The organism is Nocardiopsis sp. NPDC101807 (genome assembly GCF_044766605.1).
Classification (GTDB): Bacteria; Actinomycetota; Actinomycetes; order Streptosporangiales; family Streptosporangiaceae; genus Nocardiopsis; species Nocardiopsis tropica.
The window spans coordinates 538,887-554,303 of sequence record NZ_JBIWMK010000004.1; the positions used below are offsets into that span (position 1 = coordinate 538,887).

11 protein-coding genes are annotated in these 15,417 nt (G+C 73.7%); 4 read left to right on the forward strand and 7 right to left on the reverse strand.

Annotation, left to right across the window (positions count from 1 at the left end; translation table 11 throughout):
- Positions 1–316 precede the first annotated feature (316 nt).
- Entirely contained in the window at positions 317–781 is a 465-nt protein-coding gene (locus ACIRPH_RS15240; RefSeq protein ID WP_402914330.1) for an Lrp/AsnC family transcriptional regulator, read from the reverse strand.
- A 143-nt stretch (positions 782–924) separates the two neighbouring features.
- On the opposite strand from ACIRPH_RS15240, the gene ACIRPH_RS15245 reads away from it, so the two are divergent.
- The 3 genes from ACIRPH_RS15245 (at position 925) to ACIRPH_RS15255 (ending at position 4,862) form a co-directional block, all read left to right on the forward strand.
- Complete coding sequence (locus tag ACIRPH_RS15245; RefSeq protein WP_402914332.1) at positions 925–2,574, forward strand: alpha/beta hydrolase; 1,650 nt, start codon at positions 925–927, stop codon at positions 2,572–2,574.
- An 85-nt stretch (positions 2,575–2,659) separates the two neighbouring features.
- A complete protein-coding gene (locus ACIRPH_RS15250; protein ID WP_402914335.1) occupies positions 2,660–3,502 on the forward strand; it encodes a GNAT family N-acetyltransferase in 843 nt (280 codons plus the stop codon).
- A 142-nt stretch (positions 3,503–3,644) separates the two neighbouring features.
- Positions 3,645–4,862, forward strand: coding sequence for a Bcr/CflA family efflux MFS transporter (locus tag ACIRPH_RS15255; protein WP_402914337.1), 1,218 nt, complete (start codon positions 3,645–3,647; stop codon positions 4,860–4,862).
- A gap of 67 nt (positions 4,863–4,929) precedes the next feature.
- On the opposite strand, the gene ACIRPH_RS15260 is transcribed toward ACIRPH_RS15255, so the two are convergent.
- Genes ACIRPH_RS15260 through ACIRPH_RS15275 form a run of 4 tightly spaced genes read right to left on the reverse strand, consistent with a single transcriptional unit; the run spans position 4,930 to position 10,070 of the window.
- The gene (locus ACIRPH_RS15260; RefSeq protein WP_402914339.1) at positions 4,930–6,606 is read right to left on the reverse strand and encodes an ABC transporter ATP-binding protein; all 1,677 of its coding nucleotides are present in this window, start codon (positions 6,604–6,606) and stop codon (positions 4,930–4,932) included.
- Positions 6,603–7,496, reverse strand: a complete 894-nt coding sequence (locus ACIRPH_RS15265) for an ABC transporter permease (RefSeq protein ID WP_402914341.1) — start codon at positions 7,494–7,496, stop codon at positions 6,603–6,605. Before ACIRPH_RS15265 ends, ACIRPH_RS15260 begins: the two co-directional genes overlap by 4 nt.
- Positions 7,493–8,428 (reverse strand): ABC transporter permease, encoded by a 936-nt coding sequence (locus ACIRPH_RS15270; protein WP_402914343.1) that lies wholly within the window; start codon positions 8,426–8,428, stop codon positions 7,493–7,495. Before ACIRPH_RS15270 ends, ACIRPH_RS15265 begins: the two co-directional genes overlap by 4 nt.
- 40 nt (positions 8,429–8,468) lie before the next feature.
- The gene (locus ACIRPH_RS15275; protein ID WP_402914345.1) at positions 8,469–10,070 is read right to left on the reverse strand and encodes an ABC transporter substrate-binding protein; all 1,602 of its coding nucleotides are present in this window, start codon (positions 10,068–10,070) and stop codon (positions 8,469–8,471) included.
- A gap of 769 nt (positions 10,071–10,839) precedes the next feature.
- On the opposite strand from ACIRPH_RS15275, the gene ACIRPH_RS15280 reads away from it, so the two are divergent.
- Positions 10,840–11,400, forward strand: a complete 561-nt coding sequence (locus tag ACIRPH_RS15280) for an ATP-binding protein (RefSeq protein ID WP_402914348.1) — start codon at positions 10,840–10,842, stop codon at positions 11,398–11,400.
- Positions 11,401–11,470: 70 nt separating this feature from the next.
- Here ACIRPH_RS15280 and ACIRPH_RS15285 read toward each other — a convergent pair whose 3' ends face one another.
- Together ACIRPH_RS15285 and ACIRPH_RS15290 are read right to left on the reverse strand one after the other, a co-directional pair.
- Entirely contained in the window at positions 11,471–12,319 is an 849-nt protein-coding gene (locus ACIRPH_RS15285) for an AMP-binding protein (RefSeq protein ID WP_402914350.1), read from the reverse strand.
- Between the two features lie 399 nt (positions 12,320–12,718).
- A complete protein-coding gene (locus tag ACIRPH_RS15290; protein ID WP_402914352.1) occupies positions 12,719–15,256 on the reverse strand; it encodes a LuxR C-terminal-related transcriptional regulator in 2,538 nt (845 codons plus the stop codon).
- Between the last annotated feature and the right edge of the window lie 161 nt (positions 15,257–15,417).

Consider the following 15,417-nt stretch of genomic DNA (forward strand, 5'->3'; position numbering starts at 1 on the left):
GCGAGCACAAGGCCGTCCGGATCAGGGGCCCCGACGTCACACCGGCAGCGGTCCCGTGCCCGGGCCGGACGGGGAAGGGGCCGCCCGCCTTGCGGCGGACGGCCCCGCAGGCGCCCGGGGTCAGGGGGCGCCACTCCCCTCCAACGAACGGAGGGGTCCGGGAGTTTCCGTGCCGGCGGGCGAAGCCCCGCGGCTCCGCGGGACGGGCGGCGCCGGTCACCGGCCACGTGCGCGGCGGACGCCCGGAACCCGCCCCCGCGGGCCGTGCGGCTCCGGGACCCTGGGCGTCCGGCCCGCCGCGCACCGGGCCCGGAGCTCAGGGCAGGTCGGCGGTCCCGGCGAGGATCGGCCGGTCCACGAGCCGGGACAGGACCAGAGTGCTCTTGGTCCGCACCACGAAGGGTTCGGCGCCCAGGCGCTCGATGACCTCCTCCAGGTGGTGCGTGTCGCGTGCGCGCACCTGCACGATGGCGTCGGCCTCGCCGGTGACCGTGCACGCCGAGGTGATCTCGGCGTAGCCCGCGAGCCCCGAGCGGATCTCGCCGGGAGAGGTGCGGGCGCGGCAGTACAGCTCGATGAACGCCTCGGTGGTCCACCCGACGGCCTGCGGTTCGACGACCACGGTGAACCCGCGCACGGCGCCGGAGTCCACCAGACGGTCCACGCGCCGCTTGACGGCCGAGGGGCTCAGCCCGACGTGGCCGCCGATCTCGGCGAAGCTCATCCGCGCGTCCGCGCCGAGAATCGCGATGATCCGCTCATCGACACGATCCAGCCGCATTGTGCCCCTTTGTCCACGTCTGATCCAGGCAGGGCACATGTTACCGGGGTATACCTTCCTGGGGTCCGTGTCGCTTCCCTCCGTCACGCTGCGCAACGGTGACAATGCATGAGGTCGAACAGACGGTGTGAGGGAGTGGACGAGTGCGAGCACGAACCCTGGCCGCGGTCTCTGCCGGAGCGGTCCTGGCCTCCCTCGTCGCGGGGGTCCCCGCGCAGGCGGAGCGGACCGGGACGACGACGGGGCCCGTCCCCGCCGGCGCCGGGGAACTGGTGTGGGCCCCCTGCGAGGACATCGCGCCCGTCGGGGACGAGACCCTGGAGTGCGCGACCCTCACCGTCCCCCTCGCCCGCACCGGCGACGGCACGCGGATCCACGGCCTCGGGGACACCGTGGAACTCGCCCTGTCCCGGGTCCCCGCCACCGGCCGGGCCGAGCACACGATGCTGGTCAACCCCGGCGGCCCCGGAAGCGCCGGGCGCATGTGGGCCGCCCACACCCACCGCCGCCTGCCCGTGGAGCTGCGCGAGACCTACGACGTCGTCTCCTTCGACCCGCGCGGCGTGGGGGCCTCCACCCCCTCCATCACCTGCGACCCCGCCTACTTCGCGCCCGTCCGCCGCGACACCGTCCCGGCGGACGCGGACGCCGAGGCCGCCCTGCGGGCCGGGGCGGAGGGCTACGCCGAGGCGTGCGAGGCCAACACCGGCCGCCTCCTCGACCACGTCCGCACCGAGGACACCGCGCACGACATGGACGCCATCCGGGCCGCGCTCGGCGAGGAGGCCATCGACTACCTCGGCTACTCCTACGGCAGCTACCTCGGCACGGTCTACTCCTCCCTCTACCCCGACCGGGTCCGCGCCCTGGTCCTGGACAGCGTCGTCAACCCCGACAACCCGTGGTACGAGAGCAACATCGAGCAGAGCCGGGCCCTGGACAGGGCGGCGGACGGCTTCTTCGACTGGGTGGCCCGCAACGACGCCGCCTACGGCCTCGGCGCCGACGGCGACACGGTCTCCCAGGCGTACCACTCCCTGCGCGCGGAGCTGGCCGCGACGCCGGCGGCCGGCACCGTGGGCCCCACCGAGCTGGAGGGCGCCGTCATCGTCGTCGCGTACAGCGGCGGCACCTGGCCGCGGGTCGCCGAGGCGCTCGCCGCCCGGATCAACGACGGGGACGACGCCCCGCTGCTCTCCCTCCACGAGGACTACGGGGACGACGCCGGGTCCGACCGCGGCTACGGCGGCTACCTCGCGGTCCAGTGCACGGACGCCCGGTGGCCCGAGGACTGGTCCACCTGGCGCGGTGACGCCGAGAGGCTCCACGCGGAGGCGCCCTTCATGGGGTGGCACAACATGTGGTACAACGCTCCGTGCGCCACCTGGGACGGCGACGCCGACGACTGGTTCCAGGTGGGCGACGGCCTCGGAGAGCACCCCGCGTACGGCGGCGACGCGCTCGTCGTGCACGCCACCCGGGACGGGGCCACCCCCGTCGAGGGCGCCTACGCCCTGCGGAACCGGCTCCCCGGAGCCAGCCTCGTGATCGAGGAGGGAGGGCTGACCCACGGTGTCTCCCTCACCGGGAACACGTGCGTGGACGAGGTCGTCACCGCCTACCTGCGCGACGGGGAGGTCCCCGCCCGGGACGGGGGCGAGGGCGCCGACGTCGTCTGCGAGGGGCGTCCCGAGCCCCGGCCGCGCACCTCCCAGGCCGCACCTGAGACGATGGTGGAGCGCCTCGGCCCGGTCGGTATGGAAAGTCCCGGGAAGCCCGGGTCATCCGAGTAACCGGTCCAATAGGCTGGAACCGGCGCGAACAGGCTCGGCCAGTCGTCCCGGAGCCCGGAGGGCCCGGCCAGAGGGGGGAGAGGCGATGCTGCGGACCTCGCCGGTACGGATCCTCGGAGAACGGGACCGGGAGGCCGTCCGCGCGCTCCTGGACGCCGACCCCGTGGGCAACGTCTTCGTCGCCTCGCGCCTGATGGCCACCGGCCTCGCCGCCGGCGCCCACGGCGCCGAGGTGTGGGGGCACGTCGAGCGGGGCCGCCTGACCGCGATGTGCTACTCCGGGGCCAACCTGGTCCCGGTCAACGCCGGACCGGCCGCGATCCGCAGCTTCGCCGACCACGCCCGCTGGCGGGGCCGCCGGTGCTCGTCCATCGTCGGCCCCGTCGCGGCGGTCGGCGACTTCTGGGAACAGGTCGCCCCCGTGTGGGGGCCCGCCCGCGCCATCCGCGCCAGCCAGCCCGTCCTGGAGATCGACGGCCCGCCCGCCGTGCCCGCCGACCCGCTCGTGCGCCGGGTCCGCCTCTCCGAGCTCAACACCCTGGTGCCCGCCTGCGTGGCCATGTTCACCGAGGAGGTCGGCGTCCCGCCGGACTCCGGTGACGGCGGCGCGCTCTACCGTGCGCGGGTGGAGGAGCTGGTGCGCACCGGCCGGGCGTTCGCCAGGATCGAGGACGGCCGGGTCGTGTTCAAGGCGGAGGTCGGCGCGGTCACCCGCCACGCCTGCCAGGTGCAGGGCGTGTGGGTGCACCCGGAGCTCCGGGGCCGGGGGCACTCCTCGGCGGGGATGGCGGCGGTGGTCGAGCACGCGCTCGCCGAGATCGCCCCCCGTGTGACCCTCTACGTCAACGACTTCAACGCCCCCGCCCGCGCCACCTACCAGCGGGTCGGGTTCCGCCAGGTGGGAGAGGTCATGTCGGTGCTCTTCTAGCCGGCGCCCCTCCTGGCCCCGGAAAGCACCGCCCCCGCCGGCCCCCGCCCGCCCGGCGCACCCCGCGCCGCCCCGCGGTTGCGTTCCGGCGCCCCGGCGCCGGGACCCCCGCGCGCCCCGCCACGACCCCGAGAGAGCCACGATGCGGCACAACCCGACCGGACGCGCACGCCTGGGACTGGCCCTGCTCCTCGGACTCCTGGCGGTGCTCGGCCCCCTCAACATCGACATGTACCTCCCGGGCCTCCCGCAGATCGCCGCCGACCTCGACGCCGGGGCCTCCCAGGTCCAGCTCAGCCTCACCAGCTGCCTGATCGGGCTCGCGGTCGGCCAGGTGGTCGTCGGCCCGGTCAGCGACGCACGGGGGCGTCGCGGCCCCCTCGCCGTGTCGCTGCTGCTCTTCGTCCTGGCCTCGCTGCTGTGCGCCGCGGCGCCCGACATCACGACCCTGGTGGCGGGCCGCTTCCTCCAGGGGTTCACCGCCTCGGCCGGCACCGTCCTCTCCCGGGCCGTCGTGCGCGACGTGTTCGACGGTCCCGCGCTGACGAGGTTCTTCGCGCTCCTGATGGTCATCACCGCCGTCGCCCCCATGGTCGCGCCGGTCGCCGGGGGAGCCGTCCTCGCACTGCCCTTCGCGACCTGGGAGACGGTCTTCCTGGCCCTCGCCCTGCTCGGCGTCCTGATCGTCCTGGTCGTCATGCTCGGGCTCCCCGAGACACTGCCCCCGGAACGCCGCCTCCCCAGCTCGCCCGGCGGCTCCCTGCGCACCATGGCCGCGCTCCTGCGGGACCGCACCTTCATGGGGTACGCGCTGATCGTGGGCCTGCTCCACGGCGGCAGCTTCGCCTACGTCGCCGGGACGCCGTTCGTCTACCAGGACCTCCACGGGGTGTCGCCGCAGGCGTTCGGCGTGTTGTTCGGCGTCAACGGGATCGCCATCATCCTGGGCAGCGCGGCGGTGGGGCGCCTCGGAGAACGGGTGACCGAGTCGGCGCTGCTGCGGTTCGCCGTGGTCACCGCGGTCGTGGCCACCGGCGTGCTGCTGGCCGCCACCCTGCTCGACGGCCCGCTGCCCGCGCTGGTGGCGCCGATCTTCGTCTACATGACGTGCATGGGCATGATCCTGACCAGCTCCTTCGCCCTGGCGATGGAGGGGCAGGAGGGACGGGCCGGAAGCGCGGGCTCGCTGCTCGGCGCGCTGCCGATGCTCATCGGCGCCGGAGTCGCGCCCCTGGTCGGACTGGACGAGAGCACCGCCGTGCCGATGGGCGCGGTCCTGTTCGGGACGGCGTCCCTGGGGCTGCTCGTCCTGGTCGGCACGGTCTCCGAGCGCAGGCGCCAACCGGCGGCCGGGGCCTGACGGGCCCGACCGGGCGCGCCCGCGGGAGGACGGCCCGTCCCCCCGCGGGCGCGCCGGCCACGGCCGGCTACGCCTCGGTGACGGGCCGGTCCTGCGCGGCCATGCCCAAGCGCTCGGGGGTCCCCGCGAAGGACAGCTCGAAGTCCGGGGTGTCCGCGATCAGCGCCCGGGTGTACTCGTGCTCGGGGGACGACATCACCCGGCCCACCGGCCCCTGTTCCACGATCGCCCCCCGGTGGAGCACGGCCACCCTCTGCGCGATGTTGGACACCAGGGCGATGTTGTGGGTGACGAACAGCAGTGCCATCCCCTCGTCCTGGAGCCCGCGCAGCAGTTTCACGATCTCCGCCTGCACCGACACGTCGAGCGCCGACGTGATCTCGTCGCAGATCAGCAGGTCGGGGCGGGTGGCCACCGCGCGGGCGATGCACACCCGCTGCCGCTCGCCGCCGCTGAGCTGCTCCGGGTAGCGGTCGGCGTAGGAGGCGGGCAGGGCGGCGCGCTCCAGGGCCTCGGCCACCACCGCCCCGGGGTCCCCGGGCCTGCCCACCAGGTGGCGGTAGGGGCCCAGGATCTGGTCGCGTACCCTCCTGCGCGGGTTCAGCGCCTCATAGGGGTTCTGGAACACGTACTGCACCCGGCGCCTCTGCTCGGCCGTGCGCCGGTAGCTCCCGGCGGCCAGCGGGCGCCCGTCGAACACCACCTCACCGGTGTACTGGCGGTGCAGGCCCGCGACCGAGCGGGACAGGGTCGTCTTGCCCGACCCCGACTCGCCCAGCAGGGCCACGCACTCGCCCCGGTGGACCGACACGTCGATCCCGTCCAGGACCCTCGTGCGCCCGTAGCCCGCGTCGAGCCCCGTGATCCTCAGCAGCGGCTCCCCCTCCGGCTCGCCGGCCTCCTCGTGGTCCGTGGTCCGCAGCAGCGGCACGGCCATCAGCAGGCGCCGGGTGTAGGAGTGGCGCGGGTCCGCGAGCACCCGGTCCGTGCGCCCCCGCTCGACGACCTCGCCCCGGTACATCACCGCGATCTCGTCGGCCAGGTCGGCGACCACCGCCATGTCGTGGCTGATGTACACCCCCGCCGTGCCGTAGTCGCGGGTCATCCGGCGGATGGTCCGCAGGACGTGCGCCTGCGTGGTCACGTCCAGGCCGGTGGTCGGCTCGTCCAGCACGATCACGTCCGGGCGGCCGACGAACGCCATCGCGATCGCCACCCTCTGCTGCTGTCCGCCGGACAGCTGGTGGGGGTAGCGGGCCAGGAACCCGTCGTCGTCGGGGAGCGCGACCTCGCCCAGGACCTCGCGGACCCGGGCCTCGGCGTCGGCCGCCGACAGGGAGGCGTCGTGCAGGGCCTCGCGCAGCTGGGTGCGCAGGCGCAGGGCAGGGTTGAGCGCCGAGGCGGGCGACTGGGGGATGTAGGCCACCGCCCGCCCGCGCAGTTCGCGCACGCCCCGCTCGGAGAGCGAGGCCAGGTCCTTCCCGGACACCTCCACGCGTCCCGCGGAGATCTCCGTCGCGCGCTTGCAGTGGGCCAGCAGCGACAGGCCCAGGGTGGTCTTCCCGGAGCCGGACTCGCCGACCAGGCCGAGGATCGTGCCCCGCGCCACCGTGATCGAGACCCCGCTGATGATCTCCACGTCCGAGGGGCGGCCGATCACGGTCAGGCCCTCCACCGAGAGCACGGCGGCCCCGGTGTCCCGGCCGCCTCCGGAGCCCGCTTCCCGTCCGGCGTCCCGCGTCACTTCTCCACCCCTCGGTCGATGCCGATCGCCGCACGGGACAGTCCGTCGGTGATCAGGTTGGCGCCGATGGTCAGGACGGCGATCGCCGCCACGGGCAGCGCCACCGCCCACGGCTGCACGGCCATGCCCTGCCGGTTCTCGTTGATCATCAGCCCCCAGTCCGCCGTCGGCGGCTGGAGCCCCATGCCGAGGAAGCCGAGCACGGCGACCACCCCGATGGAGTAGGTCAGCCGCAGGCCGAGCTCGACCAGCAGCGGGCTCGTCACGTTCGGCAGGATCTCCACCGCCATGATCCGCCAGCGCGGCAGGCCGACGGCCTCGGCCGCCTTCACGTAGTCCTGCTCGACGACCTTGCGCGTCGCCTCGCGGATCACCCGTGCCACGCGGGGCATGTGCGACACGGCGATGACGGCCACGATCAGCCACACCTTCGGGCCCACGATCGACATCACCAGCAGCGCGGCGATCAGCTGGGGGAAGGCGAGCAGCACGTCGCCGAGGCGCATGAGGACGTCGTCGAGCCAGCCGCGCCGGTACCCGGCGACCACACCGACGACGGTCCCCGCCGCCACGCCGATCGCCGCGGAGGCGCCCGCGAGGAGCAGCAGCGTCCATCCGCCCCACAGGAAGCGGGTCAGCACGTCGCGGCCGCGGTTGTCACCGCCGAACAGCGTGCCGTCCACCCCGGTCTCGAACGGTCTGGCCACGAACTCGGTGGGCGTGTACGGGGCCACGAAGGGCCCCACCACCGCGATCAGGACGACCAGGCCGGTCAGGGCGGCGCCGACCTTCGTCCGGCCGAACCCCCAGGCCGTCCGGAACAGGCCGGCGCCGCGTCCCCGCGGCACCACGGTCACGGGCTCCACGCCCGCGTTCACGGGAGCGCTCATCGGTTCGCCACCCTCACCTTCGGGTTGGCCGCCAGCCCGATCACGTCCGCGATCAGGTTGACGAGGATGTAGATGCCGGCGATGAGCAGGACCACGGCCTGGACCAGGGGCACGTCGCGGTTCTCGATCGCGTCCATGAGGATCTTGCCGACACCGGGGAAGTTGAACAGGAACTCGACGGCCACCACGCCGCCCGCGAGCCACGCGAGCTGGAGGGCGACCACCTGGGCCACCGGTCCGATGGCGTTGGGCGCGGCGTGCCGCCACAGGACCGTGCGCTCGTCCACGCCCTTGAGCCGGGCCTGCTGGACGTACTCGCTCTCCAGGACCTCGATCATCGTGGCCCGCATCATGCGGACGATGGGCGGCGCCACGGCGAACGCGAGTGTCAGCACCGGCAGCACCCACTGGTCGGGGCCGCCCTCGCGGGAGTACACGGACGGGAACCAGCCGAGTCCGCCGGGCCCCAGCAGGAGGATCAGCAGGATGCCGACCACGAACTCGGGGATGGACGCCACGACCAGCGTCCCCATGGACGATGCGTGGTCGAAGGCGCGGTCCCGCCGCAGCGCGCTGACCGCGCCCACGAGGAGGGCGACGGGGGTGGCGACGAGGGCCGCCAGCCCCATCAGGGTCAGCGAGCTCAGGACCGGTCCGGAGAGGACCTCGGTGACCTCCGTCCGGTTGGAGTAGGAGGTGCCCAGGTCCCCCTGGACGATCCCCTGGAGCCAGTTGAGGTACTGCACGGCCACCGGCTCGTGCAGGTCGAGCTGGTCGCGGAGGGCCTCCACGCGCTCGGGCGTGGCGTCACGGCCCAGGATCATCTGGGCGGCGTCGCCGGGCAGTGCCTGCGTGGCCGCGAAGACCACGAGGGACACCGCCCAGAGCGTCAGCGCGCCGAAGAGGAGGCGGACGACGATGAGTCGGGTCATGGTGAGCTTTCGGTAGCGGTCGGTCGGGTCCGGGGAGCCGCTACTGCTCCAGCCAGGCCCGGTGGAACGCGTACGAGCCCAGTGGGTGGCCGGAGACGGCGGGCTCCAGGCCGTGCACGGCGGTGCTGTGGCCGTCGAGGAGGTTGACGAAGCCCCACACGATGTAGCCGCCCTCCTCGTACTCGACCCGCTGCGCCCGGCGGATCAGCTCGTTGCGCTCGTCGGGGTCCGCGGTGCGGCGGGCCTCCTCCAGGTGGCCGAGCCACTCCTCGTTCTCGCCCCACATGGTCTCGTTGTAGGGGGCTCCCACCACCGAGCCCTGCGCGGCCTGGGTGATGTAGTTGCGCGCGCTCCAGAAGTCCTCGCCGAAGGCGTAGGGGAAGCCCTCCTCCTCGTTCCAGTAGTCGCTGGGGTTGACGCGGCGGAGCTCGACGGTGACACCGGCCTCGCGGGCCTGCTCCTGGAAGACCTCGGCGGCGGCGACCACGCCCGCGCTGATGTCGGAGGTGACCAGCTCGACCTCCAGGCCGTCCCCGTGCCCGGCCTCGGCCAGCAGACGCCGGGCCTCCGCGATGTCCTGTTCCCGCTGCTCGAAGTCGTCCGGGTAGGACGGGTCCATCCGCGCGTACATGTCGTTGCCGACCTGGCCGTACCCGGCGAGGGCCTGGTCGATCATCTCCTGGCGGTCCACGATGAGCCGGAACGCCTGGCGGACGCGGACGTCGTCGAAGGGGGCCTGGTCCACCCGCATGGTGAACGGCAGCCACATGCCGGTCTCGGACTCCATGATCGCGAGGTCGGGGTTGCCCTCGATCACCGCCACCTGCGCGTGCGGGACCTGGGTGATGAGGTCCACGCTGCCGCTGTTGAGGGCGTTGACGCGTGCGTCGTCCTCGGGGAAGTCGACGATCTCCAGCTCGTCCGCGTAGGGCAGGCCCTCCTCGTGGTAGCCCTCGTGCCGCTCGAAGAGGCTGTACTCGCCCGCCACGAACTCGACGCTGCGGAACGGGCCGCAACCGATGGGGTCGGCGGGGTCGTACCCCTCGGGGACGACGCAGTTGTAGTACTCGGCGAGGGCCTCGGGCAGGGTGACCGTCGGCTCGGTGCAGCGGATGACCACCGTGCGCCCGTCCACGGCCTCCAGCCCGTCGACGTCGACGCCGTCCATGTCGCCGGCGCCGCGCAGCGGGTTGTCGGGGTCCAGGATGCGCCGGAGGGAGAAGACGACGGAGTCCGCGGTGACGGGGGAGTCGTCGTGGAAGGTCAGGCCCTCCTTGAGCACGACGGTCCACTCCGTGGCGTCCTCGTTGGGCTCGACGGACTCGGCCAGGTTGTTCTCGATGGCGCCGTCGGCGGCGTAGCGCAGCAGCCCGGCGTAGAGCGCGAAGTTGCGGGCGATGTCCACGTTGTCGGTGGGGTCGTGTGCGTCCAGTGTGTCGTTGACCCCGCCTCCTGCGACGCCGACGCGCAGGCGCCCGCCCCGCTGGGGTTCACCCCCGCCCGAACCCCCGGAGCCGGAGTCCCCTCCGCAGGCGGCCAGGACCGGCGCGACGACGGCGCCTGCGGCGGAGACCTTGAGGAGGGAGCGACGGCTGGGGGCGGAGAGAAGGGTGGGGCGGGGGCCTTCGGACAGGGGCGACAAGGGACACCTCGTGTGGGGACGGGAACCTCAGGGCGTTCGGGGCCGGGGAGGGGCGGCGCCCGGGGAGGGGCGGGGCCCGGCATCGGACCTGATCGATACTTGTTCGCCCTTCACGGAGCGTCAAACGAGGTCGGAGGCGGTGCGGTCCGTGAACGCGGTGTTGCGGGGCCGTGACGGAGGGGAGAGGGGAGCCTCCTACCGGAACCAGCTCTGGCCTGCGGGTTTCCGCGCCGTTCGGTGTGTGCTCCGAGCGGCGGTGTGCGCATGGCGCCCACCGCCGGTTCGCGGCGAACGACGCTCCGGGGGGCGTCCGGGTTGTGTTCCAATCGATGTCGTGGGGAAGCGAAACCGTGGTGTTTAGTGCGAATAATTTCCGTTTTGTTGCCTTATGTAGCTGTATGTCTTTTCAGGGGGAGGCGGGCGGCCGGGGCCGGGGTCCCGCTCCGGCCGGGCGGGCGCGGGGGCCGTCGGGGCTGCGGCGAGCGGCGTCCCGGCCGGTGCGTGGGAGCGCATATCGTTACTGGTCGTGTCCGTGTCGGGGGACGGGCCGCCCGCGGGCGCATTGCCAACGTGTTACACCTCACATGGGGGACTCTGGGGTCCGGACTGTTTCCTTTGTCCTCATCGGGGATGACACGTGACGGGGTTTTGTGGCCAATACCAGGCGGGGTGAACCCAGGTGTGCTGTTCTGGACCCAGCACACCCTTGTCTAAGGTGAGTGCAGGCGGCGCAACCCGCGCGCCCGTCGCGGGTGATTGGAGTGACCGGATGGCTGAGGCGAGGCAACTCCGGGAATACGTGCCCGCGGAGGTACCGGGGAGCACGGTTCCGACCACGCCGGGGTTCGAGACGGGCGACCTCACGGGAGGGTCCACCGACCACACGGTGTGGAGTTGCGCCGGGAACCTCACCGCGGTGCGGTCGATCCGCGCGCGCGTGCGCGAGTTCCTCACCCGCATGGGCCACACCGAGGGCGCGCTGGACGACGCCGAGCTGTCAGTCAGCGAGCTGGCGACCAACGCGCTGCTGCACTCCCGCTCCGGACAGAGCGGAGGCGTCATGACGCTGTTCATCCGCTCCGACGCCGGACGCCTGCGCGTCGCCGTGGCCGACCAGGGCGAGCGCGACGGCGAGGGCGTCCACACGCGGGAGGACGGCGACGACTACGGCCGGGGCAAGCTCATCGTCGACAGCTGTGCCACCCGCAGCGGCGAGTACTGGAGCGAGGCCACGCACGTGGCCTGGTTCGAGATCGAGGACGGCCACGTGCCGGTCCACGCCTTCGACGCGGAGCCCGCGGTCGCGGAGCTCACCGAGTCCGGGGACTGACCCCGGGAGCCCCCTCCGGCGGTGCGCACGCCGGACGCCGGGACCGGAACCCGGCCCCCCTTCGGGACCCTCAGTCGGCGCTGTCGGGGTACGGGAAGGCGACCCGCGCCGGCTCGGGCGCGCAGATCACGGTCACCTGGCGCCCCTCGGGCGGAGGGCAGTCCGCGCCGGTCACCACGCAGGCCCCCGTCCACAGCGCCAGCGCCACCAGCGCCACCCGCGTGGCCTCGTCGCCCCGTTCGTCCACCGCCACGACGTCGTCGGCGGTCAGGTGCAGCAGGCTCCTCAGCTCGGAGAAGCGGGCCATCAGGTCGTTGTGCGGGTAGAGGGTGGTCAGCAGTCCGCCGCTGGTCCGCTCGTAGCCCAGGATGCCGTTGTCGAACAGCCCGCGCGCCGGGCTGTACCCGTTGCCGTCGGGGCTGGGCTGCAACAGGTCCTCGAAGGGCGTCGCCCCCAGGGACGGGCCGAAGGAGATGATCTGCCGCACCCGCGACCGCTCGGCGAGTTCGAGGGCCGTCTGCGCCAGCTCGGGGCTGACCAGGAGCAGCCGGGCGTCGGTCTCGGTCAGGACGGCGCACTGGGTGTCCAGGTCGGACGAGGTCGAGAGCGGGAGCGCCCGGCCGCCCACGGCCATCACCGTGTAGGTGGCCAGGAACCGGTCCGGCGAGACCGGCGCGAGGACCCCCACCACGTCGCCGAAGCACATGCCCCGGCGGCTCAGCCCGGCCGCGGCCTGCTCGACGGTGGTGGCGAACGTGAGCGCGTCCACCCGGTGCCGGGCGGTCCGCAGCGTCCCCGGACGCGACGAGCGCAGCCGCAGCCGCTCGCACAGGCCGCCGGTCAGGGATCCGATCGGGTCGTCCCTACGCGGCAGATGGCGTCCCGGTCGCCCGGTTCCTGAAGACAGCCCTACCCCCATACGTACCCCCAGTCGGCCCATCCGGCGGTGGTTCCGCTTTCCGGGCTCGTCACGCCCCCTCCACGTGGCGAGCCCGGAAGCGCGGCCCCGGGCGGTCGGTGCGACGTCCCTCCCCAGGACGCACCCCGCTCCGGCGCGGTTCCCCACCGGCCCCGGGAACCTTCCCGGGGCTGACGGTCCGCCGGGATCCCGGTGTTCGGATCGGGTTCCGACGGCCGCTTCTGGGGCTCACGGATCCCGTGTCACGAGAGTGCCACGAGCGTGATGCCCCATGGCTTGAACCCTAGCGCGTTCACAGTCAGATGCACATGCATATTGCTATGCAGATGCATATGTAGATTCGGACCGCAGGGAAAAGAGCGCCCGCACGAGAGGGGCGTAAGCGGGCAGACCGGGCGGTCAGCCCGCCGCTCTGTGCTGCTCCATCCACGCCGTGATCTGCGCGCGCGAGTGGAAGCCCATCTTGCGGTTGATGTTGGCGACGTGCCTGGCCGCCGTCGACGGGGTGATGAACAGCGTCCGGGCGATCTCGGGGTTGCTCCGTCCCGAACTCACCAGCCGCGCGATCTCCAGCTCCCGCTTGGTCAACCGCTGCTGCGGGGTCACCGACTCCGGCGCCGGGACGGGCCCCTCCAGGGGCCGGCGGGCGCGACCGCGCCCCGGCGCCCGCGGCGCGGCGGCCGGCGGGGGGGGGGGGGGGGGGGGGGCGGGCGCACGCCGCCCCTCCTCGGCCAGGCGCTCGGCCTCGCGGACCACGTCGGACAGGTCCAGCCCGCGGCCCTGCTCCCACCACGCCACCAGCTGGCGCCGGCGCCGGCGGACCCGCTCCACGTCCGTGAACGGCCACGGGGCCTCGTGCACCGACAGGCCCAGCTGTCCGCGCACGCCCGTCGCGGCGCCGGCCAGGCGGCAGGCCGGTTCCCGCAGCCCGGTGTCGAACACCACCCGCGCGATCGCGACCAGCGCACGCGCGGCCTCGGCCCGCTGCCCCGTCGAGTGGCTGAGGAGCAGCCCCTCGCTCAGGTAGTCGTACGCCTGGCTCGTGGACCCCTGCGCGTACGCCACACGGCCGATCCCGGCCAGGCAGCGCGCCTCCTCCGCCGCCGCTCCGATCATCCGCTGGGTGTCCAGCGCCTCGCGGTAGCAGCGGTCGGCGGTGATGAGGTCGTTGTTGGCCTCCGCGGCCCGGGCCTGGCCGATGAGCGTGACGCCCACGCCCCACCGGTGGTCGATGCCCCGCAACAGGGTCAGGGCCGCGTTGTAGTGGTGGTCGGCCGTCGGGTAGTCGCCCTGCTGGGCGACCAGGGCGGCGCGGGTCCCCAGCGCGATCGCCTCGCCCCACTGGTCGCCGGCCTCCCTGCACAGCCTCAGCGCCTCCTCCACCCGCACCGCGGCCTGGTCCGACACGCGGTCGCGCACCTCCACCAGGGCCAGCACGTTGAGCGCGGTGCGCACGAACGCGTCGTCCCCGGCCTCGCGGCACAGCCGCAGCCCCTCCTCGCCCAGCGCCACGGCCAGGCCGTGGTCGCGGCGCACGCGCGCGAGCTGGGCCCGGGCGACCAGGGCCCGCGCCCGCGAGGGCGCCTTGCCCGACTCCTCCAGCTCCAGCAGCCGGTCCATCCAGTGGGCGCCCTCGGCGTGGCTCTGGTGGCTCACCCAGTGCGCGACCAGGCTCACGCACAGCCGGAGCCCGGACTCCGCCGCGCCCCGGGCCAGGGTCCAGCCCAGCAGGGAGCGCAGGGTGTCGTACTCGGCGATCACCCGCTGGCGACCGGCGTCGCGCTCGCTCCAGGGCATCGGCCGGCTCGACTCCAGCTTGAGGCCCAGGTCCTCGACCAGGCGGAGCATCCGGTCCAGCAGCCGCTCGTGGTAGAGGTCGGCCTCTCCCGCCGCGGCCAGGCGCCCCGCGGCGAAGCGGCGCACCGCCTCCGGCAGCTTGTAGCGGACACGGCCCTCGAACTCACCGGTCACGGTGATCAGCGAGCGGTCCAGCAGCGACGTCAGCAGGTCCAGGACGGCCGACTCGGGCAGGGACCCGTCCGCGCACACCTGCTCGGCGAGTTCGAGGTCCCAGCCCCGGAACACCGACAGGCGCCGCAGGAGCACCCGTTCCGGCTCCGGGAGGTTGACGTACACGAAGTCCAGCACCAGCGGCAGCACCTGGCTGCGCGAGATCGCCTGGCCCGGTCCCGGCTGGAACTCGGGAGACGCCAGGTGGGCGCGCAGGCCCTCGGCGAGCGCGCCGGGCCGGACGACGGGCGCGAGCGCCCCGAGCACCTCGATGCCCAGGGGCACCCCGCCCGTGAGGTCGCAGACCACGGCCGCGGTCTCCGTCTCCTGGGGGGTGGCGGAGAAGCGGGGGTCGCGCGCCCGGGCGCGGTCGAGGAACAGCCGGACCGCGTCGGAGGCGGCGGGGTCCGGCGGCGGGGCGTTGCGCGCGGCCACCGGAAGCGCCATCGGGGTCATCCGCCACACGGTGCCGTCCGCCAGCCTGACGGGCTCCTCGCTGGTGAGAAGGATGGAGAGCGCCGGACAGGCCGCCAGCAGGGCCTCGCCGACCTCCGTCACCTCGTCGGGGACGTGCTCGCAGGAGTCCAGCACCAGCAGGAGGCGCCGGGAGCGCAGCGCCTCGGCCACCGTGGCCGCCAGGGGCTGCCCCGGTTCCTCGATCACGCCGACCGCGGCGCACACCCGCGCGTAGACCTCCAGCGTCGTGTGGGCGTCGGTGAGGTCGGCCAGCCACACCCCGTCGGGGAAGGACACGGTCGACTGCTCGGCCAGGCGCAGGGCCAGCCGTGTCTTGCCCATGCCGTCGGTTCCGCACAGGGTGACGGACCGGCTGGAGCCGAGCAGGCGGAGCAGGTCGCTCAGGTCCCGCTCACGGCCGACGAAGCCGGTGCCCGGTCGGGGGAGGTTGTGCCGCGCTGGCGCGGTCAAAGGTGCCATGGCCTTCACAGGTAGGGGCGGTCGGGGGGTTCCTCACCAGGGCTGAGGGGTCGGTGGGCAAGGGGGACGTCATCGAGGGGGGCGGTGGAGGTCGGGGTTTCTGTCTTAGCGGGTGCACGCGCACTGTGCAAGTGCTACCGCGCGATCGGGCC